The 22,205-nt window shown below is 66.1% G+C and carries 22 protein-coding genes; 17 read left to right on the top strand and 5 right to left on the bottom strand.

Annotation, left to right across the window (positions count from 1 at the left end; translation table 11 throughout):
- Nucleotides 1-19: 19 nt before the first annotated feature.
- Together ACOGXQ_RS16395 and ACOGXQ_RS16390 are read right to left on the bottom strand one after the other, a co-directional pair.
- The gene (locus ACOGXQ_RS16395; RefSeq protein ID WP_419944676.1) at nt 20-985 is read right to left on the bottom strand and encodes a transposase; all 966 of its coding nucleotides are present in this window, start codon (nt 983-985) and stop codon (nt 20-22) included.
- A 186-nt stretch (nt 986-1,171) separates the two neighbouring features.
- Nucleotides 1,172-2,236, bottom strand: coding sequence for a zinc-dependent alcohol dehydrogenase (locus ACOGXQ_RS16390; RefSeq protein ID WP_419944675.1), 1,065 nt, complete (start codon nt 2,234-2,236; stop codon nt 1,172-1,174).
- A gap of 152 nt (nt 2,237-2,388) precedes the next feature.
- Here ACOGXQ_RS16390 and ACOGXQ_RS16385 point away from each other — a divergent pair, with 152 nt between their 5' ends.
- Entirely contained in the window at nt 2,389-3,852 is a 1,464-nt protein-coding gene (locus ACOGXQ_RS16385; protein ID WP_419944674.1) for an MFS transporter, read from the top strand.
- A gap of 247 nt (nt 3,853-4,099) precedes the next feature.
- The gene (locus ACOGXQ_RS16380) at nt 4,100-4,477 is read left to right on the top strand and encodes a DUF2867 domain-containing protein (protein WP_419944673.1); all 378 of its coding nucleotides are present in this window, start codon (nt 4,100-4,102) and stop codon (nt 4,475-4,477) included.
- Here the strand turns inward: ACOGXQ_RS16380 and ACOGXQ_RS16375 are convergent.
- Nucleotides 4,474-7,896 (bottom strand): carboxyl transferase domain-containing protein, encoded by a 3,423-nt coding sequence (locus ACOGXQ_RS16375; RefSeq protein WP_419944672.1) that lies wholly within the window; start codon nt 7,894-7,896, stop codon nt 4,474-4,476. The two genes, ACOGXQ_RS16380 and ACOGXQ_RS16375, sit on opposite strands and share 4 nt — an antisense overlap.
- 131 nt (nt 7,897-8,027) lie before the next feature.
- On the opposite strand from ACOGXQ_RS16375, the gene ACOGXQ_RS16370 reads away from it, so the two are divergent.
- From ACOGXQ_RS16370 to ACOGXQ_RS16345, 6 genes are all read left to right on the top strand, one after another.
- A complete protein-coding gene (locus ACOGXQ_RS16370) occupies nt 8,028-8,702 on the top strand; it encodes a nitroreductase family protein (RefSeq protein ID WP_419944671.1) in 675 nt (224 codons plus the stop codon).
- Between the two features lie 32 nt (nt 8,703-8,734).
- Nucleotides 8,735-9,985 (top strand): acyl-CoA dehydrogenase family protein, encoded by a 1,251-nt coding sequence (locus ACOGXQ_RS16365; RefSeq protein ID WP_419944670.1) that lies wholly within the window; start codon nt 8,735-8,737, stop codon nt 9,983-9,985.
- On the top strand, nt 9,982-10,704 hold the full coding sequence (locus tag ACOGXQ_RS16360; RefSeq protein ID WP_419944669.1) for a TSUP family transporter: 723 nt from the start codon (nt 9,982-9,984) through the stop codon (nt 10,702-10,704). The genes ACOGXQ_RS16365 and ACOGXQ_RS16360 overlap by 4 nt, the downstream gene beginning before the upstream one ends.
- 109 nt (nt 10,705-10,813) lie before the next feature.
- On the top strand, nt 10,814-11,032 hold the full coding sequence (locus ACOGXQ_RS16355) for a hypothetical protein (protein WP_419944668.1): 219 nt from the start codon (nt 10,814-10,816) through the stop codon (nt 11,030-11,032).
- Nucleotides 11,033-11,079: 47 nt separating this feature from the next.
- Nucleotides 11,080-11,586, top strand: a complete 507-nt coding sequence (locus ACOGXQ_RS16350) for a hypothetical protein (protein ID WP_419944667.1) — start codon at nt 11,080-11,082, stop codon at nt 11,584-11,586.
- Nucleotides 11,587-11,746: 160 nt separating this feature from the next.
- Nucleotides 11,747-13,117: an ATP-binding protein gene (locus ACOGXQ_RS16345; protein WP_419944666.1), complete on the top strand. Its 1,371-nt coding sequence runs from the start codon at nt 11,747-11,749 to the stop codon at nt 13,115-13,117.
- Nucleotides 13,118-13,183: 66 nt separating this feature from the next.
- Here the strand turns inward: ACOGXQ_RS16345 and ACOGXQ_RS16340 are convergent, their stop codons facing one another.
- Complete coding sequence (locus ACOGXQ_RS16340) at nt 13,184-14,335, bottom strand: pyridoxal-phosphate-dependent aminotransferase family protein (RefSeq protein ID WP_419944665.1); 1,152 nt, start codon at nt 14,333-14,335, stop codon at nt 13,184-13,186.
- A gap of 305 nt (nt 14,336-14,640) precedes the next feature.
- Between ACOGXQ_RS16340 and ACOGXQ_RS16335 the strand changes: the two genes are divergently transcribed.
- The 9 genes from ACOGXQ_RS16335 (at nt 14,641) to ACOGXQ_RS16295 (ending at nt 21,827) form a co-directional block, all read left to right on the top strand.
- Nucleotides 14,641-15,861, top strand: coding sequence for an aspartate aminotransferase family protein (locus tag ACOGXQ_RS16335; RefSeq protein WP_419944664.1), 1,221 nt, complete (start codon nt 14,641-14,643; stop codon nt 15,859-15,861).
- 26 nt (nt 15,862-15,887) lie between these two features.
- Entirely contained in the window at nt 15,888-16,319 is a 432-nt protein-coding gene (locus ACOGXQ_RS16330) for a nuclear transport factor 2 family protein (RefSeq protein ID WP_419944663.1), read from the top strand.
- 99 nt (nt 16,320-16,418) lie between these two features.
- Nucleotides 16,419-18,116, top strand: a complete 1,698-nt coding sequence (locus ACOGXQ_RS16325; RefSeq protein WP_419944662.1) for an N-acyl-D-amino-acid deacylase family protein — start codon at nt 16,419-16,421, stop codon at nt 18,114-18,116.
- A gap of 157 nt (nt 18,117-18,273) precedes the next feature.
- Nucleotides 18,274-18,480 (top strand): hypothetical protein, encoded by a 207-nt coding sequence (locus tag ACOGXQ_RS16320; RefSeq protein ID WP_419944661.1) that lies wholly within the window; start codon nt 18,274-18,276, stop codon nt 18,478-18,480.
- Nucleotides 18,461-19,138, top strand: a complete 678-nt coding sequence (locus ACOGXQ_RS16315) for a hypothetical protein (protein WP_419944660.1) — start codon at nt 18,461-18,463, stop codon at nt 19,136-19,138. The genes ACOGXQ_RS16320 and ACOGXQ_RS16315 overlap by 20 nt, the downstream gene beginning before the upstream one ends.
- A 9-nt stretch (nt 19,139-19,147) precedes the next feature.
- Nucleotides 19,148-19,699 (top strand): hypothetical protein, encoded by a 552-nt coding sequence (locus ACOGXQ_RS16310; protein WP_419944659.1) that lies wholly within the window; start codon nt 19,148-19,150, stop codon nt 19,697-19,699.
- Nucleotides 19,700-19,876 (top strand): hypothetical protein, encoded by a 177-nt coding sequence (locus tag ACOGXQ_RS16305; protein WP_419944658.1) that lies wholly within the window; start codon nt 19,700-19,702, stop codon nt 19,874-19,876.
- A 93-nt stretch (nt 19,877-19,969) separates the two neighbouring features.
- Entirely contained in the window at nt 19,970-21,130 is a 1,161-nt protein-coding gene (locus ACOGXQ_RS16300; protein ID WP_419944657.1) for an amidohydrolase family protein, read from the top strand.
- Between the two features lie 97 nt (nt 21,131-21,227).
- Nucleotides 21,228-21,827 carry an isochorismatase family protein gene (locus ACOGXQ_RS16295; protein WP_419944656.1) on the top strand — a complete coding sequence of 200 codons (600 nt, stop codon included), beginning with the start codon at nt 21,228-21,230 and terminating at the stop codon, nt 21,825-21,827.
- 19 nt (nt 21,828-21,846) lie between these two features.
- Here the strand turns inward: ACOGXQ_RS16295 and ACOGXQ_RS16290 are convergent, their stop codons facing one another.
- Entirely contained in the window at nt 21,847-22,143 is a 297-nt protein-coding gene (locus ACOGXQ_RS16290; protein WP_419947418.1) for a chorismate mutase, read from the bottom strand.
- Between the last annotated feature and the right edge of the window lie 62 nt (nt 22,144-22,205).

Genomic DNA, 22,205 nt, shown 5'->3' with positions numbered 1-22,205 from the left:
CCCTTACGCGGCGGTGCGCTCACCCCGGCAGCGGCGGAGGCTCTGGGGGTCCTTGAGTTTCGTGGATGCGTGTGCGGTGGTCGCTGCGGGGTGACGGTCTCGTCGGCGGTGGGGTTGCGGCCCTCGATCGCCATTTCCAAGGCGTTGGCGGCCAGCGACGCGGTGGCCCGGGAGTCGGCGGGTCCAGCCCACGACGCGGCGGCTGAAGGTGTCGAGCACCACAGCGCAGCAGACCTTGCCCTCGCGGGTGGGGTGCTCGGTATGGCCGCGAACTTCCTTTTGGGCCGACGTCCCTCTTACCCAGCTCGGTCGCTCGACGATGGATCGCCAGCTCGGTCTCGAGCTCGCGTACCCGCTTGCGCAACGCCACAAGCTCGCCGTGCTCCGCGGTCGTCATGCCGGGCTCGATGCCGGCGTCGTAGGTGCGGTCGCGGTCGGCGTCCACCCACACCAGCAGCTGATGCATCCGCCCGATGCTGCTGTCGGGGATGCGAACGATGTGCGTCGAGCGGCCCGCCGTGTACCCGCTGATCGATCGCGTCACCGTGTAGGTGACGCAGCCCTGGCCTGCGCCGGTCGAGCGGGTCAGCCGCTGTGTGCCGACACGGGTGATGCAATGACTGCTCGCCCCCAGACTTGACGCGGGGCCCGACACGACCCCCACGCCGGCCGGCAGCCCCACCGCACCACTGGGACTGCCGCAGGTCACATCGATGTCGACGAACGCATGAGAATCACTCGCGTAGCCCGACTGTGCGATATCGAACACCCCAGCCACCCGACCACTCAGCACAATCCCGTCGCACGGCGCGACCGAAGGCAGACCCAGAACAGTCCCGTCGTTATCGACAATCGTCGCTGTCGCGGTCGTGTCGGCGGCCGGAGTTCCGGTGAGGTACGCGATCTCGATGCTGAACGACTCGATCGTCTCGACAGTGCTGTCGTCGACGATCGGCGCGCCAACGTGCCTGAAGACGAACCGCAAGCACTGAGCAAAACCGCGAAGCGCCAAGAAGTTGTACCTATTCCATATGGATACGATGCCATTTGCAGCACTAATCAGACACAAGATGGATACATCGCTCCAATTGGACCAGCGCGCACAGAAGATCGAGACTGCGACAAGCACTGTCACAAGAGCACCTCAACAACCCCTCGGACATGGAGGCGGTCAGCTGAAGCTGACAGAAACCTTGAGCGCGCCGGCGTCGTGGGGTTCGTGAGCGAGCCGGAAGGCATCGCCGATCTCGCTCACGTCGAACACGTGGCTCAGCAGCGGCGACACGTCGATGTCGCCCGAGGCGATGAGACGCAGCGCTTGGCGGAATGACATCGCGCCGGGCTCGTCCTGCGCCCCGTAGGTGCTCGCCGCCGCGAGCCGTTTGCGAAAGAACTTCTGGAAGCGGACGTGGATGTTGTCGTCGGTCGACGGCAGCCCGAACCACAGGAGCTGTCCGTCCATGCGCACGAGCTCGACGGAGTCCAAAAACGTGTCTGAGCGACCGACCGCCTCAACGACGTAGTCGGCACCACGACCATCGGTCATGTCCTTGACGGCCTCGATGACGCCAGGATTCCCGAGTTCGGCCGCGTTCAGACACTCGTCGGCGCCGTAGGCCTCGGCAACCGCCAGGCGCGTCGGTGAAAGGTCCGAGACAATCACCCGTTCTGCGCCGGCCCGCTTGAGCAGATAGGTGAAGAACAGGCCTGCGGAACCCTGGCCCATCACGAGGACGGTCTCGCCGGAGACATCTCGGGGATGCTGGCGCATGGCGTAGATCACCGTGCCGAGCTGCTGGCCCATCAGCAGGTGAGAGCGCGGCACGTCGCCGGCCGGCAGCGGTACGCAATAGCCGGAGTTGATGCGCTGGAAAGCGTTGAAGCACTCGCCCACCGGCGGATTCGGGAACGTCAGCACATGGGTTCCCTCAGCGAGGCCGGGTTTGCGACTCTCGACCACCATGCCGATGCCCTCGTGCCCGGGGAAACCATGCGGGCACGGCGGGCGGTGCGCAAGACCGGCTCCCATCATCACCATGTGCAGGTCGCTGCCGCAGATCGACGCCATCTCGGAGCGGATGAGCACGTCGTGGTCGACCGCCGTCATGCCCAGCGCCGCGTCGGGACGGCTCGATGGTGCGGCCCCCGACGAAACCCCGCCCAACGCCGGCACGGGGATCTCCTCGCACTCCATGCGGCCGACGTCGACCATCCGGCCGGCCTTCATCATCTCCATGGGCTTGGTCTCACTTTCAGCGCCACCCGGCGACCGGACAGTCTCATCGATCCCACGAGTGCTGGCTCATGTGCGTCAAACCGTCGCAAGCGACGACGAGCATGCTCGCCTGCAGGCGCATCGGGGCAAGTTAGCTGGCAGGCTGTTCCGCGATGAATGTGCCGGTGGCGACTGCTGAGCGCAGCCAGCCGTTCGTTCGGGGCTGGGTCGTGCTGGCCGGCGTCTTCGGGGTGATGATGATCACTTCGGGATTCGCGTTCTATGGCCAAGGCGTCTTCTTGACGGCGCTAGTGAAAGAACAGGGCTTTCCGACGTGGATGGCTGGCCTGGGCACCACGGTTTTCTTGGGCTCCTCAGGTGTACTCGGCTACTTCACCGGCAAGCTGATCAGCCGGTTCGACGTGCGCTGGGTGCTCACGATCGGTGCCGCCATTGGTGCCGCCGGACTCGGCCTGCTGAGCGAAGTCCGGACTTGGTGGCAGCTCATCGGAGTGATGTTGATCTTCGGCATCGGATTCGGATTGGCCGGACTGGTTCCCACGACCACCCTGGTGACGCGCTGGTTCGAACGCCGGCGCTCGGTGGCACTCTCGATAGCGTCCACCGGCCTGTCGATTGGCGGCATCGTCATCACTCGACGCATGAGCAGCCAGATCGCAGCAGACACGCTGGTGTATTGGGCATGGCGCTACGCGTTGATCTACGGCGTATCGATTCTGGCGCTGACTTGGCTGCTGTTGCGGGCATGGCCCCGCGATGTGGGTTTGCTGCCCGACGGCGCAAGCGCGACGAGCAGCAGCCAAAGCGACGACGTGCCGGGGACGCCCTTCGAGCAGGCGATTCGCACCCGGTTCTTCATCTTTGTCTCGATTGGATTTGTGCTGGTGATGGGAAGCCAAGTCGGCGCCATCCACCATCTGCACAACCTCGCCGACTCGCGCATCGGCATCGAGGCAGCAGGCACCGCCTTGGCGTTGCTTGCTGGCACCAGCGTCGTAGCCAGGATCGGCGGCGGCATTGCGGCGGCCAAGGTGCCGATGCGGCTGCTGTCGGGTGGCCTGATGGTGGTGCAGACAGCCGGGCTTTGCCTGTTGGCGCTCGCAGGCGACTGGGGACTGCTGCTGCCGGGAGTCGTGGTTCTCGGTGCCGCCATGGGCAATCTGCTGATGCTGCACCCGCTGATCCTGGCTGACGCCTTCGGAGTGAAGGACTACCCGCGGATCTACGGCTTCGGCTCGCTCCTGATGGTGTTCGGTGCCGCCACGGGTCCGCTCTTCGTCGGCGTGCTCCGGGACGTGTACAGCTACCGGCTGGCTTTCCTGACCATTGCCCTGATCGCCATCGTCGGTCTCGCCGTCTACAGCTTCAGCGGCAATCCGGTGCGGGACTACGTGGGCGCCCTCGCGCCGGCGCCTGTCCAGCATGTCCAGCCGGCGTCCACTGCCGACCGCCCGCAACCCGGGATTCCTCCATCAGGACCGGCCGTCACTCCTAACGGCGCTGCTGCCGGACGCCCTGCAGCGACAGCAGGCATCGCGGCGAACGGACCGCTGACCTCAGCGCCCCAGTTCCCGCCGCGAACCGCGCCCGAGGTCTGGTCAGTCGAACCCGCCTGAACTCGACGCCATCGCGACGACCGGAACCTCGGGGCCAGAGCGATGCTGGGGTCATGCGGACTGGGGTCATGCGGATAGGAGTGCTCGGCGCGACCGGCTACGTCGGCGGGCGGCTGGTCCCGCACTTGGTCGAGCGCGGGCACGACGCCGATGAACGCGTCGAGGTTGTGGATGCGCCGATCCGCGACGTGTTCGCTGCCATTTCAGGCGTCGGCGGCGACCGCGGCTGGTATACGGCACAGAAGCTGTGGGAGCTGCGCGGGCGTTCGACAAGCTCATCGGCGGCGTCGGCATGCGGCGCGGCCGCCGCAATCCCGACGAGCTACGGATGGGTGACGCCGTCGACTTCTTCCGGGTGGAGGCGTGCGAGCCGCCCGGCCTGCTGCGCCTGAGGGCGGAGATGCGCGTGCCCGGCGAAGCGTGGCTGGAATGGCGACTCAGCGAGGTGGATGACGGCGTGGAGCTGCGCCAGCGGGCTCGGTTCCACCCCAAGGATCTGCTGGGACGTCTGTACTGGTGGGCACTGATTCCCGTTCACAAGGTGATCTTCCGCGGGCTCGTCGCGAATCTGGCCGACGAGGCACGCATCCGTGCCATCGGCGGCGATGAGAGGAAGCGCCGTTAGGGACGGAACGCGATGGGACGCTGAGTGAGCCGTACGGGGCGGCGGACGATCTCGTACGCGCCGTCGATCCACTCGCAGATCAGCGGGCGGGTTTCGCGCGGGTCGATCATTTCCTCGATCTGGAAGCGGTTCAGCGGGCCGATCGGGCCGCGTGCCGCCTCGATGCGGGCCTCCAGCTCAGCCCGCAACGCAACCGGGTCGTCCGCTTCTGCGAGCTGCCGCTTGTAGGCGGCTTCGATGCCGCCTTCGGGCGGGATGCCGCCCACGTCGGCAGCAGGCCACGCCACACGGGCGCTGTGCTGTCGTCGCGGCGTGGCGTAGTTGTTGCCGGCCACGCCGAAGCTCCGCCGCATCAGCACGGTGTAGATCGGCACCGTCGCCTGCGCGAACGCGGTCATCCAAGTGGCGCCCTTGCGGATGGCGCCGGTGATCTCGTGCTCCTTGCCGACCGCGAAGCCGGGGTTGTCAACGAGGTTCAGGATCGGCACGTGGAACACGTCGCACAGGTCGATGTGGCGCGTGAGCTTGTCGCAGCCGTCTGCGGTGAGCGCGCCGCCGTTGGGGTGGCGGCTATCCGATGCCAGCACGCCGATCGGGTGCCCGTTCATGCGGGCGAAGCCGACGACCTGGTCGGTCCCCCACAGTGGCCCGATCTCGAAGAACGAGCCGCGATCGCAGATCAGCTCGATCCCGCGACGGATATCGAAGGTGGTGGTGCGCTTGCGGGGAATCAGCGTGAGCAGCTCTTCTTCGCAGCGGTCAGTGGGGTCGTCCGGATCGGGCGGGAGCACCGGCGGCGCCTCGTATACCGATGACGGCAGGTACGACAGGAACCGCTGCACCTGCGCAGCGGCCTCCGGCTCGGTATCGGCCAGGTTGTCGACCGAGCCGTTGGTGCAGTGGATGCGCCAATCGCCGAGGTCTTCCTTGGAGATGTCGTAGCCCATCGCATGACTCACGACCGGCGGTCCGGCGACGAAGAGCTGCGAGATGTTGCGCACCATGACGGCGAAGTGACCCAGCACGGCCTTCGCGGCGCCGATGCCGACCACGCTGCCCAACAGCATGTTCACCACGGGCACCGTCGCAAGCTGCTCTGCGTATTCGGTGCTGCCGAGATGGGAAGGCAGGAATGATCCGCCGCCTCCGGACACCCGGGGGCGGCCTGAGCGGATCGCGCCCGAGCTCTCCTTGGCAGTGCTCTCGCCTTCCCGCTTCTGCTCGGGAACCATGGAGGCGACACTGCCACCGCCCGATGAGCCGTCGAGCAGGCGAATCGAGGGCACGCCCAACTCCATGGACAGCAGGTCCAGATAGAAGCTCTTGGCACCGATGGCGCCGTCGGCGTGGCCGCCACGGGATGTGAAGTCATCAGCACACACGATCACGCCGCGGCCGTCGATCTTGCCGGTGCCGCCGACGTGGTTGGCAGGCGTGAATGCCGCGATCTCGCCCTCGTCGTCGTAGGAAGCGAAACCCGCGAGGCTGCCGACCTCACGAAAGCTGCCGTCGTCGAGGAGCAAGCGGATGCGGTCCCGGCAGTGCAGCTTGCCCCGGTTCCGCTGGCGCACGACGCCCAGTTCTTCGCTTTCGGGACTGAGGCGATCCTCGGCGAGCTGCTGCAGCGTGCGGACATCGTCAAGCTGCGGCAGCCAACCCTCGTCGTGGTCAAGCTCGGCTGCCGAGGTCGTTTCGCTCGGCGCTGTGGACGCATCTGCGTCGGCCGTGATCACAGCGAGCAGGTCTCCGGCGCCGATCGTCTCGCCCGCCTGCATCGGACGCAGCGCAGTGACCGATCCCGCCGACGGCGCGACGACCTCGGTTTCCATCTTCATTGCCGACAGCACCACGAGCGTCTGTCCGGCCGTGACCATGTCGCCGGTACTGACACGGACCTCGACGACACTCGCCCCCACCGGGCTGGCAACCCCCACTTCGTCGGCACCCATCGCCCGGTCGGGCCACGTCGTCGAGGTCGCGGACTTTGCGCTGCCGTCATCCGCCGGTGTGGGTTCGAGCAGCGCCGAGAGCTTCGACGCTTGCGGGCCCGCGAGTCCGTTGCCCCCACCGGATGCACCGCTTGACAACGCCGGGTTCTCGGCCAGCAGCGTCGTGCGGGCATCGCCCGCGGACACATCGGGATGCTCAAGGATCGCCCGCAGCTGATCGATGTTGGTCCGCAGGCCGCCGACGTGGAAGTCGGCCAGTGCACGGGCTGTGCGGGCGACGGCGCCGTGCAGGCTGGCTGCCGAGCCGATCACCTTCGCCAACAGCGGATCGAAGTTCGGCGGCGGGCTGTAACCGGCGTAGCCCGCGGCGTCGACCCGGATCCCGGCCCCTGACGGCTCCTGGTAGCTCGTGATCGCACCGCTCCCCGTCACCACCACACGGGCCTGCACCGCAGAGCCACGGCATTCGACGGCATCCTGCGAGCCGATGCCGACCGATCCCAGGGAGGCACCGCCGGCGATCAGGAATTGAGCCTCCACCAGGTCGATGCCGGTGACCTGCTCGGTGACGGTGTGCTCGACCTGAATGCGCGGGTTGGTCTCGATGAAGAAGTACTCGCCGGTCTCGGGCACCACGAGGAATTCCACGGTCGCCGCGTTGATGAGCCCGGCTGCACGGGCCAGGCGTACGGCATCGTCATGAAGGCGAGCCCTGAGGTCGCCGTCGATGGCGGTTGCCGGCGCGATCTCGACGACCTTCTGGTTGCGCTGCTGCACCGAACAGTCCCGCTCGAAGAGGTGAACCACACTGCCGTGGTGATCGGCCAGCAGTTGCACCTCGATATGGCGGGGCCGCTGAAGGAGTCGCTCGGCGAAGATCGTGCCGTCGCCGAATGCCGCGGCGGCTTCGCTGGAACAGCGCTCGAAGGCCTCTGCCACATCCTGCGGTCGCTCGACCGTTCGCATGCCCCGGCCGCCGCCCCCGGCCGCCGCCTTCAGCATCACCGGGAAGCCGATGGCGGCTGCAGCGTCGCCCGCAGCGGCCGCGTCGGTGAAGGAACCCTCCGAGCCCGGCACTACGGGGATGTCGAGCGAACTAGCAAGTGCACGGGCGCGCACCTTGTCGCCGAACAGCTCGAGCACTTCGGGCGAAGGACCCACAAAGACGAGTCCTGCATCTGCGCATGCTTGTGCGAACGACGCGTTCTCGGCCAGGAATCCGTACCCGGGGTGCACACAGTCGCACCCGTGGCTTCGGGCTCGTTCGATCAACGCGCTGATGTCCAGGTAGGCCGCTATGGGGTCGCCGTCGGGCAGCGCCGCCACGGCATCGGCAGCCGTGAGATGCAGTGAGCGTTCGTCGACCGGTGCATGCACCGCCACCGAGTCCAAACCCAGGGCGTCGGCGGCTTTGGCGATGCGGATGGCAATCTCACCGCGATTGGCGATGAGGACTCGATTCAGCGTCACGGCACTACCCCATGTGGTCTTGGCCTATCGGTTCTCGACACCGGGGATTGTGGCGCACGGCCACGGGCCGCGCACACGAAGAACTCTTGCGGCCCGCTGCGTCCATACGGCAACGATGGTTGACTGTCGCGATGGAGCTTTACGACGTCATGCGCACCACGTTCGCCGCTCGGGACTTCACCGACGACGAAGTCGCCGACGAGGTGCTGTACCGCATCTTCGACAATGCCCGGTTCGCCGCCAGCGGCGGCAATCGCCAGGGCCACAAAGTCATCGTGGTGCGCGATCCCGCCCGCAAGAAGCGTCTCGGCGAGTTGTGCTTCCCCGCAATGCGCGTCGCCGCTGCGCAGGTTGCTGCAGGCGAGGTCTACTGGCAGAGCTACAACCCCTCGTCGGTGAACATCGAAGAAGCCATGGCCGACGAATCGTTGAAATTCCCGCTTCCGATGTTCTCGCACATGGATCAGGTGCCGGTGGTGCTGGTGATCACCGTCGATCTGCGCGTGGTCGCCTCGATCGACAAGGAGCAGGATCGCATCGGTGTGGTCAGCGGCGCATCGGTGTACCCGTTCGCCTGGAACATCCTGCTGGGTGCTCGCAGCGAAGGCTTGGGCGGAGCGATGACCACGCTGCTGTCGGCAAACGAGCCCGCCGCCAAGGAATTCCTCGGCCTCGAGGACTGGGAGGCAGTCTGCGCACTGCTGCCGATCGGCAAACCGACCAAGCAGCTCACCAAGCTGAGCCGCAAGCCGGTGTCCGAGATCGCAGTTCGCGAGCGGGGCGACGGGGAACCCTTCACGATCTAGCGCCCACGGCACATTCGCAGGAGTAGGCACCAATGGCCATCGACTTCAGCCTGAGTCCCGAACTCGAAGAATTCAGAAAGCGCATCGCCGCGTTCATCGATGCCGAAGTGCGTCCTGTCGAGGGTCGCATCGATGCCGAACAGCTCGAGGAAACCGACCGCGACGCATACGTGACTGCGCTGCTGGGCATGCGTCAGCGAGCGCGTGACGAGCAGTTGTGGCTGCCGCATATGCCCACCGAATGGGGCGGCATGGGGCTCGGCCACGTCGAGATGGCCATGGTGCAGGCGGAGGCAGCCAAGACTCGATTCGGCCCGTGGGTTCTCAACTGCCAAGCGCCCAACGAAGGCAACATGCACACGCTGCTGCATTGGGGCACCGACTCCCAGAAGCAGCGCTACCTGGCGCCCCTGTGCGAAGGCCGCGCCGAGTCGTGCTTTGCCATGACCGAGCCCGAAGTGGCCGGCTCGGATCCGACGCTCATCCAGACCCGCGGCTATCCCGACGGCGACGAGTGGGTGCTGAACGGCCACAAGTGGTTCATCTCGAATGCGCACCGTGCCAAATTCGCCATCCTCATCGCCCGCACCGAGGACAACCCCGACATTCCCCAGGCCGGCAACTCGGCCTTCATCGTGGACCTGCCTGCGGACGGCTGGACCGAAGTCCGCCAGATCGAGACCATGCACGGCTCGACCGGCCACAGCGAGATTCTGATCGAGGACCTGCGGGTCGGCGCCGGCCAGATGCTGGGCAGCCGCGGCCAAGGCCACCTGCTGGGCCAGTACCGGCTGGGACCGGCCCGCTTGGCGCACTGCATGCGCTGGATCGCACAAGCCCAGACGGCGCTCGACATGATGGTCGACCGATCGCTCAACCGGTACGCCCACGGGTCGCTGCTTGCAGAGAAGCAGGGCATCCAGTGGATGATCGCCGACAGCACTATGGAGCTGTACCAGGCGAAGCTGATGGTGTTGCATGCGGCCTACAAGGTCGACCGGGCACAGGCCGGCACCGGCGAAGACTTCAAGGCCGAGGTGTCGATGGCGAAGCACTTCGTGGCGAACATGCTGGGACGGGTCATCGACCGGTCGATCCAGGTGCACGGCGCGCTCGGCTACTCCACCGACACCCCGCTGGCCCACATGTACCAGCACGCCCGCTGGGCCCGTTTCGCCGACGGCGCCGATGAGGTGCACCAGATGCGCATCGCGCAGCGCACCATCGCCGCGTACACCGACACCGGAAGCACTGCGGCCGCGACCGGCAACCTGCCGGTGTGAGCGTCTGGGAGTACGTCGTCGCAGCGCTGTTCATCGGCGCAGGCGCAGGCACGCAAGCGTGCATCGGCATCGGCATGGGGCTGATCGCCGGGCCGGTCCTGGTGGTGATCGAGCCGACGTTTGTGCCAGGGCCGATGCTGCTGGTGGCCAGCGGTGTCAACTTGCGCAACGCCATCGCCGATCGGGCGGCGCTGCATCGGCCGGCTCTGGGTCGCCAGTTGACTGCCGCTCCCATTGGCGTCGCCGCTGGTGTGGCACTGACCTTCAACTTGAACGAGCGCTCGCTCGCCATTGCAGTGAGCATCTTCGTGCTCGTTGCTGTGGCGATGCAGGCTGTGGGCTTCCGGCCGCCTGAAGGCCGCCGGGCCGACTACGCCGCCGGCGCGGGCACTGCGTTCTCGTCTGCGGTCGCAGCAGTGCCCGGCCCCGTCTACGCCGTGTTCGCCAGCCACTGGAAGCCCGACGCGCTGCGAGCCACGCTCGGCACATTCATGGTGGCGGTGGCTGCGGCCATCATCGCCGCCAACGCCGTCATCGGCGATTTCGGCCTGCGCCAGCTCTGGCTCGGCCTGGCCCTGCTGCCAGCCGTCGCACTGGGTCTGCCGATCGGCAGGTGGCTGCGGCCGCGCCTCGCAGGCACGCACTTTCGGATCATCGTGCTGAGCGTTGCTGCCACCAGCGCAACCGTGGTGCTGATCCGCCAGCTCGTCAGCGGTTAGAACAGGCCAGCGGCAGGCCGGTTTGCTGCAAGCTCAATCTGCCGGACGCAGTCGTTGGCGTGTCACGAACGCATGTCGAGAGTGTCGTCATGAATGGCAAGATGGTGACATGGCCGACAGCGCTGAAACCATTGCTCAGCGGAAGCGTTGGATCGAGCGCATGGTCGCGGCCTGCGCAGAGGACGACCGGCGACTCATCGAATCGCTGCGCGGCACCGACTGGCAAGCGCATCGTGGGCCGGAGGTGGCGTCGATCCTCGCCCTCGCAGATGCGTTCCCTCCGCGGCAGAGAACGGAACTGGACTATCCACTCTTCCCCCGTCAATGACCTCGTCGTTGAGCTTCGCCGAACGTATCCGCCGCGTTCACGCATCTATGGCCGAGGCGGATGTCCCGCACGCGTTCGGCGGCGCGATCGCTCTGAATTGGTGTACGCCTCAGGCCCGCGTCACCAATGACATCGACATCAACATCTTCGTCGACCCTGTAGACGCCGAGTCAGTGCTCCTCGGGCTGCCTGTCGGCACCGAGATCACCGAGGAGGCCCGAGAGCGGCTGGCCCGCGACGGGCAAGCCAGATTCTGGTGGGAAACCGTTCCGATTGACATCTTTTTGAACACAACTGAATTCCATGTAGCCGCAGCCAACCGGATCCAGACCCGGGAGTTTCAAGGAGTCATGCTGCCGTGCTTGGCGTGCGGAGACCTCGCCGTGTTCAAGGCGTTCTTCGACCGCGGCAAGGACTGGATGGACATCGAGGCAATGGCATCCATCGACAGTTTCGACATCGAAACGGCGACCGGGGAGATCGAGCGTCTGCTCGGCCCAGACGATCCCCGCATCGCCAAACTGGACGCCTTGCGGAACCCCGACCGAGCCTGAGCTTCGGCGCGGCCGCGTCGGCCGCAAGCACCTCCAGCTGCTTGCGGCAGTGCCACCGCACTTCTTGGAGTAGTGCTTCCCAGAAACTAGGAACAGAGTGCACTCCAAATTATGAATAGTGTCTTCGCTGTTTTGTGATTAGGCAGTACGATGCCTGACTGTGGCCGCCGATATGCTGATTCCGAGACATCTGCGGCCACGCTTGGAAACGCTGCTCGACACGTTCCGGGTGATCGTGTTGCACGGGCCGCGGCAGTCTGGCAAGTCCACGCTGGCGCGCCTGGTCGCGGAGGCTCGGGGCGGCACCTACGCACCGCTCGACGACGAGGCGACCTTCGATGCGGCGATGTCCGACCCCGCGACATTCGTCGGTGACCAACGGTTTCCGCTGGTCATCGACGAGATCCAGCTTGGTGGAGACCGGATCGTCCGGGCTGTCAAGCGATCGGTCGATGCGACCCAGCGGACCGGGCGCTACCTGCTGACCGGCTCGACACATTTTCTGACCGTGCCCACGATCAGCGAGTCGCTGGCGGGGCGCGCCGCCATCGTGCAACTCTGGCCCCTGTCACAGGCGGAACTCGCCGCGGCGGCGAGCCCGAGTTTGAGGCCGGTCACGGCCATTGGCGACGCCAACCCCGTTTCCGCAGCCGCGACAGGTCTGCCAGCAGGCGGCGGCACCGTGATAGGACCAAGCGCCGAGATCATCCGAGATTGGTTCGACGGCGAGCCTGATCTTGGGCGCCGATCAGCCACGGCGCGCCCGGACTATCTGGAACTGCTCTGCCGGGGCGGCTTCCCCGAGGCGGTGCGTCTGGACACGGCGAGCCGCGGCACGTGGTTTCAGAGCTACGCGGACACGGTCATACGCCGCGATGTCGTCGCGCTCGGCGACATCCGCCGGTCCGCCGCATTGCCCCGCCTGCTGGCACTGGCCGCTGCCTCTACCTCAAGCGTGGTCAATATCGCGAACTGGTCACGTCGATTGGGCATCGACCGCGCCACGGTCGAGTCGTACCTGGAATGGATGCGTCGGGTGTTCTTGGTACACGAACTGCCGTCGTGGGGGCGCGACCGTGTCGGTCAGGTGACGCGGCGGGCACGACTGCATCTCACCGACACCGGGCTTGCCGCCGCCCTATGCGGTCTCGACCCCGCAGCATTGCGCCCGCTCACGTCAACCATGACGGGCGCACTGACCGAAACGTTCGTCGTCAATGAAGTGGCCCGCCTGCTGTCAGCAGGCGACATGACCGCCGCGATCCAGCACTACCGGGCCAAGGACGGAAGAGAGATCGACATCGTGCTCGAACGGGCCGACGGCGCAACCGTGGCCATCGAGGTCAAGGCCAGTGCGTCGCCCCGCCGGGCTGATCTGCGGCACGTGAGCTGGCTACGCGACCGGCTCGACGACGTTGCGCCGGGCAGCTTTCGCTGCGGTCTGTTGCTGCATACAGGTCCTGCGGCGCATCGCATGGGCGATCGCCTGTATTCAATGCCGATCGACTCGCTGTGGTCCTCGCCCGCCTGATCGGCACACCAGCCGAATTGCGATGGACGCCGGTGTGCCCGCTGGCGAGTGACGGCTGTTCAGCGGTCAGGACCAGGGGTCTTCGGGGCTTGGCGGCGGTTTGGGTGCCGGCGAGGTAGCCCGTGCGATGACCTGAGCGGCGGCGGCCACACCGGAGGCGCCCATGGGTGCATCAACGGCCGCCAGGGTCGCCTCAATAGTGCCGAGCGTGCCGAGCAGCATCGGCGGGTTCAGATGTCCCATATGGCCGATGCGGAACTCGGCGTCGGCGTTGCCGGTGATGCTGAGCCCCAAGGTGAGCCCCGCTTCGGACTCGCATGTGGCGCGAAGCTGCTGCGCCGAGACCTCGCCGGTCCGGATCATCGTGACCGAGTTCGAGCGATGCGCAGGATTGAGCACGTTCAGCTCGAGACCGCCCGGGGCCGACCAGGCGTCGACGGCTGCGTGGATAGCGCTTGCCATCACACGGTGGCGCTCCCAAACGTTCTCCAAGCCTTCCTCGTCGATCATGTCGAGCGCTTCGGAGAGACCCCACAGGTGCTGAACCGGCGGCGTGCCGCAGAAGATCCAGTAGTGCGCATCGGGATCGGTGCGTCGTGTCCAGTCCCAGTACGCAGTGCGCAGGTCAGCTTGCTGGTGGGCCTCCCACGCCTTGGGTCCGACCCACACCATGCCGAGACCCGGCGGCACCATCAAGCCCTTCTGGCTGCCTGCCACGGTGACGTCCACGTTCCAGGCGTCCATCTCGAACGGCTCGCAGCCCAGCGAGGCGACGCAGTCGGCCATCAGCAAGGCCGGGTGGTCAGCCTCGTCCATGGCATGACGGATGGCAGCAATGTCGTTGCGCACCGACGACGCCGTGTCGGTCTGCGCAACAAGCACTGCGGCGAACTCCCGCCCCACATCGGCCCGCAACCGCTCGGTGACCGCATCGGGGTCGATGGCCGCTCGGTCGGCGGCGTGCAGCACTTCGAACTTCACGCCGCTCATCGCGGCCATCTCGGCCCAGTTCGTGGCGAAGTGCCCGACCTCGAGCACCAGCACCTTGTCGCCGCGCGACAGCGTGTTGGTGATGGCCATCTCCCAGGCGCCATGGCCGTTGGAGATGGCGATATATGCCCGGTGCTCGGTTCGGGCAATGGAGGGCAGTCGATCCAGCAGCGAGTACGTGAGGTCGACGACCTCGCCCTCGTAGATGTTCGGAATCGGCCGTCGCATTGCGTTCAGCACGCGGTCTGGAATGACCGACGGGCCGGGTATCATGACTAGCGGTCGGCCGTGTCGCAGCGACATCGAATCTCCCTTCGGCAACCGCGCCTGTCAGCGGGCCGGAAAGCGTCATCAGCATACGAACAGCCTGCGGGCGAGCCAGTGCCGTCGCGGGGGATTGGGATGCCGGCGGGCCTGCCGTGATTCCCGCCCGTCGTGCGGCAGCACCCGCGTAGGCTGCGATCAGGCCTGTGTTCAGGGTGCGCCACTGCGGCGTCGGCGGACGCGGGAACGCACACACGGGGGTATCCACGATGAGCAGCAACGCACTCATCCATCCGTTCTCGGTCCTCAGCCGGGATGAGAACGAGTTCATCGAGATCGTTTCCGGAGAAGGCGTCGTGCTGCGCGACGCTGCTGGCAACGAGTACATCGACGCGCTCGCCAGCCTGTGGCTGTGCCAGATCGGGCACGGCAATCGCACGGTCATCGATGCGATCAACGCGCAACTGGAGTTGCTGCAGACGTACAACACCTTCGAGCCATTCTCGAACGGACCTGCCACCGAAGTGGCTGAGATGATCCGTGCTCGCTCCCAACATCCCGATGGCCGGGTGTTCCTGGGCTGCTCGGGCTCTGAAGCCGTCGACACCGTCCTGAAGTTCGCCCGACGCATCCACCGGCTGCGCGGCAACGAGGACCGCCAGATCATCGTGCGGCGCACGGGCGGCTACCACGGTGTGAACGTCGGCGGCACCAGCGTGCAGGGCCTCGAACCGATCCGGGACGGCTGGGGCGATCTGCTGCCCCATGTCGTCGAGATTCCCAATGACGATGTCGAGCCGGCCGCTCAGCTGTTCGCAGAGCACGGCGAGCGCATCGCCGCCGTCATCACCGAGCCGATCCAGGGTGCGGGCGGCGTGATCCCGCCGCCGCCCGGCTATTTCGAGGGGCTCCGGCGGCTGTGCGACGAGCACGGCGCACTGCTCATCTTCGACGAGGTGATCTGCGGCTTCGGGCGCACCGGCAGCTGGTTCGGCGGCCAGACCTTTGGCGTGGTCCCCGACATGTTCACGTTCGCGAAGGGCGTGACCTCTGGGTACATCCCGCTGTCGGGTGTTGTGGTGTCACGCGAGATCGCAGACACGCTCGAAGCCGACGAGAACAAGTTCATGCACGGCTACACCTATTCGGGCCACCCCACCGCCTGCGCCGCCGGTGTTGCCAACATCGGCGTCATCGAATCCGAAGGATTGGTGGAGCGGGCCAATCACATCGGCGACCGGATGGAAGAGGGCTTCCTCGCGCTCCAGGGCGACGGCATGATCGACAGCTACCGGGGCCTCGGCGGCATCTGGGCGTGCGACATCGGACGTGACGCCACCGAGGCACGCGAGGCGTTTCTCAAGCGCGGCGTGATCTCGCGGCCTATCGGCAACGCGCTCGGGTTCTGCCCGCCGCTCATCATCACCGATGAAGAGATCGGGCAGATGTTCGACCGGCTCGACGGCGCACTGCGTGCCACGGCGCCCTAGCGCACTTTTCTCCGGAGGCTTGAGACATGGAATCTGCACAGACGCAGGCATTGCTCGAGCGCTACTACGCAGCGCTGACCACGGCCGACCGAGACACGATGCTGGAGTGCCTCGACCCTGAAGTCACTTGGGTGCTGCCCGCCACGGCCGCTCAGGGCAATGCCGTCGACACGATGACGGGAGCGAATGAGGTGGTGGAGGCCTTGGGGGGTCGCGTCGTCAGGCAGACCTTCGACATCTCCCAGCCGATCAGCCTCGAGGTCCGCAGGATGATCGTCGACGGCGCTACCGCCGTCGTGCAGCAGCGGCTGACGGCGACCGCCAAGGCAACCGGTCTCGATTACGGCAACGAGTACTGCTGGGTGTACGACTGCCGCGACGGCTTGATCGCCCGCATGGAGGAATACACCGACACGCTCTACGCGGCGCAGCGGATGGGCTGGGACATCGACGCCTGACGGTTTCTGCTGCTGGCGAGCATGGCCGATGCCTCACGCGGCACAATCAGTACAGCGCATTCGAGCGCATCGAACGCGGGAGCTTCAGGAGACTTCGCCATGAGCACCTTCGACATCGTCGTCAAGGACGGCATGATCTTCGACGGCACCGGCGCGCCGCGGGTGCGCGGCGACCTGGGCATCGCCGACGGCAGGATCGCAGCTGTCGGGCGTGTCGATGCTCGCGAGGGGGCCAAGGTCATCGACGCCTCGGGGATGCACATAGCCCCGGGGTTCGTCGATCTGCACACCCACTACGACGCGCAGGTGTTCTGGGACCCGTATTGCACGCTGTCGGGCTGGCACGGCATCACCTCGGTTGCGATCGGCAACTGCGGTTTCGGGTTCGCCCCGGTTGATCCCGACATGCGGGACTACGCGATGCGCTCGATGACCCGGGTGGAGGCCATCCCCTATGAGTCGATGCGGCAGGGCATGCCGTGGGACTGGGTGACGTTCCCGGAGTACCTCGACAGCCTCGAGCGCACTCCCAAGGCGCTGAACATCCTGCCGTACGTGCCGATCGGTCCGATGCTGGTGATGGTGCTCGGCCTCGATGACGCAAAGTCGGGGCGGCTGCCGACTGAAGGCGAGCACGAGATGCTGGCCAAGCTGGTGCACGAGGCGATGGACGCCGGGGGCTGCGGCTGGTCGGCGCAGCGGCTGCCGCCGACCGGTCCCGCCGCAGTGCAGCGCGACTGGGACGGCACCCCGATGCCGACCGACATGATGAACGACGAGACCGCCCGGGTGCTCGCCCGGGTGCTCGCCGAGCGCAACGAGGGCGTCGTGCAGATGACGCTCACCAGCGGCAACGTCGCCCACGACATGGCCCACCTGGAGGAGATCGCGTCGATCAGCGGCCGTCCGCTGCTGCACAACGTGGTGCAGGCCTTTGAGGACAAGCCGAACATCCACCGGCGCCAGATCGAATGGCTCGAGCGTTGCCGCGAACAGGGCGTGCCGGTGTACGGACAGGGCGTCACCAGCGATGCCGGTTTCACCTTCACGCTCGAGGACTGGAACCTCTACGACGACTCTGAGGCCTGGATGGAAGCCTGCATGGGCTCCAAGGAGGAGCGTCTGGCGAAGATGTCGGACCCGAGCCGACGCCAAGCCCTCAAGGACACGATGCCGCGCACCGCCACCGCCGGGATCGAGACCGTGACCATCCTGTCGCCGCGCAGCGAATCGACCGAGCAGTACCGGGAGATGTCAGTAGGCCAGGCAGCCGAGACCGCCGGCAAGCACCCGGTGGATCTCATGCTCGACGTGGCAGTCACCGACGGACTGGACACCTTGTTCTTCGTGGCGCCGCCGCAAGGCAACTCCGACCTGCTGCGCGACGTCGTGCAGTACCCGCACATGCTCTTCGGCGTGTCCGACGGCGGGGCGCACACCAAGTTCCTCACTGCCGGCAGGTACCCCACCGAGACGCTGTCCGAGCAGGTCCGCGAGCACCAATGGATCACCTACGAGGAAGCCCACCGGCGACTGTCGGCGCTGCCCGCGCAGCTCGCCGGTTTCCGCGATCGCGGTCTGATCCGCCATGACGGCCCCGCCGATGTCGTGGTGTACGACCCGGAGAACTTGGCGGTCGGGCCGAACGAGGTGGTGCACGACCTGCCGGGCGGCGAATGGCGTCGGATCCAGAAGGCCAGCGGTTACCGCAGCGTGATCGTGAACGGCCAGGAAACCATCTCCGAGGACACCCAGACCGAGACCTACAGCGGCCGGCTCCTCCGCCACGGCGGCTGACCGTCGCCGCCGGGAACTCACCTTGCGCCGCGGCCCCGAGTGGCAGCGCCGCTACATTGATGTCACACCCCTCGGCCATCATGGCTCGCAGAACCCGCAACCAAGAAAGGCAAGTCAGCGTGAGTCAGCACGCTTGGCATGGAGACAGGGCAGACCGATGAGCGACACAAACACTCAGTACGACGACACCGACGTGATCGTGCTGAACGACGACGAGATTCGCGTCGCAGTTGAGAACGCGCTCGCCGAAGCCGACTGCACATGGGAAGAACTTCAGGCACAGGCGGCGGAAGGGTGCTTCGTGAGCGAACGCGCCCGCCGCACATGGTTCATCGTCTCCACCTTTGAGCCGTCGCCCGCCTGACCTGAGGAAACAGGCCAAGAGTTTCGCGGACGAGTTGTCCGCGACGCTCAACGGCACTGTGACTGACGGCATCCGCCTCGTAGTCGTGATGGCTGCCTCGGGACAGGCCGTGATCGGCTACCGGCTGAACAAGAGCGATCTATACGGCGCAGACATCGATCTGAAGCCTTCACCGTCACCGGCTCGACTCCGACTGCGCCTGCATCACACACTCGTGCTCGACGAGTCGAAGCAGCACCTGACGACGGACAAGAGCACCTACACCTTGGTGACCGCCGACGATGACGTCGCGGTACTCACGTACGACTACGTCCGAGACCCACCCAACAAGTATCCGGAAGCGCACCTTCACATCGACGGTGATGCACCGGGCCTCCAGCGATTGCTCAGTTTGGGTGGACGTGCCAAGAAGCGCCCGGTGGCCCTCCACTTGCCAGTCGGCGGGCGCAGATACCGGCCGAGCCTTGAAGACCTGATCGAGTTCTGCATTCTCGAAGGCCTCGTCACGCCACGTCCCGACTGGCAGAACGCGCTCGACGCTTCGCGAGATCGGTTCCACACGCAGCAACTGCGTGCAGCGGTGCGCCGCAAGCCGAACGAAGCAGCGAGCGTCCTGCGCGACAGCGGATGGACAGCCTCCGCGCCTAGCGACACGTAGCGTCTAAGCATGACTGCCGAGAGCTACTCGCTGGCAGACAGAGGCGAGCGCACGCGGGTCGAGGTCGGCGGCAAGAAGCTACGGCCGTGCGGAACCTATGCGGCATTCCAGCGCCACCAGAAGCGCGACGAGGAGCCGTGCGAGGCCTGCACCACGGCGGCGAGGTTGTGGCGGCTCTACACCAGCGCCCGCAAGAGATACTGGGACCGCAAGTCTGCGGAAGCTTCACACGAGGAACTCGAGGCGCTGCTTGGGGAGATGCTGACGCGCGAAATCGACTATCGGGTCCTGGAACGACGCAGCGACACCCCTCAACCGCCCGGCCGCCGCTGGACCGTCTATCGATTCGACTTTGAGAACGGCCAGCAGTACGTCGGCATCACTCAGCGTTCGGCGCGCGCCCGCGAAGCTGAGCATGTCTCGGGTGACAAACGTCTGACCGGCGGCTCAGCACGGATCAGTGAACTCGTCGCATGCGGCATCAAGTACGACCTTTTCACTCTCGCGACTGACTTGACCGAAGGCGAGGCCTACAAGTTGGAGCGCGAGGAGATCGGCTAGTTGGACAATCCACTCAACGTCCAAGGACCCGTCAGGCGTGATTACTTTGAAGCAATTCTCGACGACACGGCGGCGCTGTTTCCGACCGACATCAGCGATGAAGACGTCGTCAAGGCGGTCCGGGCGGCCAAGGACGAACTCGAATTCGGTGCACGAGACACTGATCTGCGCGGCTGAAGCAACTGCGGACACCAAGAGGCCAATCGAGTGCGGCCCCGCGAGTCCTGCAACACTGGACGGCGTTGTGGCCGCTTGGCCCAAGGGGGATACATGACGACGTATGCGGGTGAGCGGCTGATTCACGACACCGACAGCCACCTGATGGAGCCGGTGGACTGGCTGGTCAGCTATGCCGACAGTTCGGTGGCCGCGAAGCTCCGGAACCTGAGCTTGGCGGGCGGCGGCGATGCGGCCACGTTCGAGCTGGTGGAGCAGTGCTGGGCACGCCGAGACGACCCCGAAGAGACGGCCAAGCTGGCAGCCGACGTGGTCGGCGGGCCGAAGGGCTACTTCGCTTATGGCTCGATGGATGCCAACGAGCGGGTCGGGGCGCTCGACCAGCTTGGCTTCGCCAGCCAACTGGTATTCACGACGTTCGCTCACACGCAGTTCCACGCTCGCGGCGATGTCGATCTGGCCTATGGGGGCGCATCGGCCCACAATCGCGGCATCGCTGATTTCTGCTCAGTGGATCCCCGCCTGTTGGGTGTGGCATTCGTGCCGCTCGAAGATCCGCAGCGCACCGTCGAATGTGCGCGGGAAGCCATCGAAGTCGGCTGCCGGGCGGCGTGGATCCCTCATGGCGTACCGACTGAACTGAGCCCCACCCATCCCGATTTCGACCCGCTGTGGGCGCTGCTCAGCGAAGCCAGCGTGCCGGTGCTCATGCACTTGGGGCCCAACGGCGGCAACCAGCTGCCGAAGACGTATCACAACAACGGTCGCGTCCCCGGCAAGGATTTCGTGGGCGGCGGCGAGAACATGCGCTCGAAAGACTTCTTGAACCTGTACCACGACGCCGAAAACCTGCTGGCATGCATGGTGCTCGACGGCATCTTCGAGAAGTTCCCCGAGCTGCGATGCGGGCTAATCGAGCTGGGCGCGGGATGGGTGCCGAACCTGCTGCGCTCGCTGGACAACAGCGTCAAGGCGTTCGGCCGTCACGAACCTGAGCTGTCGAAGCTGACCATGGCGCCGTCGGACTACATCCGCCGCCAAGTGCGCTTCACCCCGTGGCACTTCGAGGACGTGGGCTGGCTGGTGTCGAACAGTGGGCCCGAGCTGTTCCTGTTCTCGTCGGATTGGCCGCATCCCGAAGGCGGGCGTGACCCGATCGCCGAGTTCCAGGCATCGTTCACTGCGGCCGGTCTCAGCGAGGGGGCCACGGCGCCGTTCTGGGCCGGCAACGCCTCGTTCCTCCTCGGCGTCTGAATCCGTATCAGGCTCAAATGGGCCAGCGGTAAGTTTGCGCTTGCAGCGCTGCGGGAGCCGTGCCCGGCGGCACGAGTCGCGGCGCAGGAGAGCAGACATGGCTGAGAATCCTGACCAGCGCGGTCACACCTGTCGAGCCCTGCTCGTCGTGGACGTGCAGCCCACGTTCTGCGAAGGCGGGGCTCTGCCTGTCGAGGGCGGCAATGCGGTGGCCGCTCGCGTGGCCGACGTGCTCGCCGGTGACCACGGTTACGACTTGGTGGTGACCACGCAGGACTGGCACATCGACCCAGGTGATCACTTCAGCGACGAGCCTGACTTCGTCGACACTTGGCCACCGCACGGCGTGGCCGGTACCGCCGAGGCCGAGTTGCATCCCGCCCTCGGGCCCGTCTCGGACCGCATCGACTCCAGCGTGCGCAAGGGCATGCATGCTGCGGCCTACTCGGGGTTCGAGGGCGTGGACAACGACGGGACGTCGCTGAACGATGTCCTGACCGCCGCAGGAGTGACCGATGTCGACGTGGTCGGGATCGCGTTCGACCACTGCGTGCGGGCCACCGCTGTGGATGCCGCCGTCAATGGCTACACGACAACGGTGCTCGAAGAATTCTCCGCCTCGGTCGCGCCTGAGACTGAGGCCGTTGCACGGTCACAGTTCGCCGAAACGGGCGTCGCCGTCATCGCCTCGCGCTGAACTGTCCGCGCAAACCGAGCTAGGACCGCTCGTCGTTGCGGTGGACCTCGTGCTCGATGGAGAACTCGCTGACGGCTTCGGCGATGCGCCAGTGGTTGCGGATGACCTCGTCCATCACGAAGTGCAGGAATCTCTCGCAGAAATCAGGATCGAGACCCTCTGCCTCGGCGAGTTCGCGCCACCCGCCTACCTGCTGATGCTGACGCACCAGGTCGACCGGGGGCAAGTCGTTCTCGGCTTTGAACACGCCGATCTTGTGGGTGATGCGGAAGCGCTCGGCCAGCAGGCGCACCAGCGCGTCGTCGACTTCGTCAATGCTGCTGCGATAGGCGGCGAGCTCGTCGTCGGGTCGGCCTTGTTTCTAGCCCGTCGAGTCGT

The sequence above is a fragment of the Candidatus Poriferisodalis sp. genome (assembly GCF_965208485.1).
In the GTDB taxonomy this organism is placed as follows: Bacteria; Actinomycetota; Acidimicrobiia; order Acidimicrobiales; family Poriferisodalaceae; genus Poriferisodalis.
The sequence above is the reverse complement of the archived record's forward strand: the minus strand, read 5'-3'. Positions and strand labels throughout refer to the sequence as shown.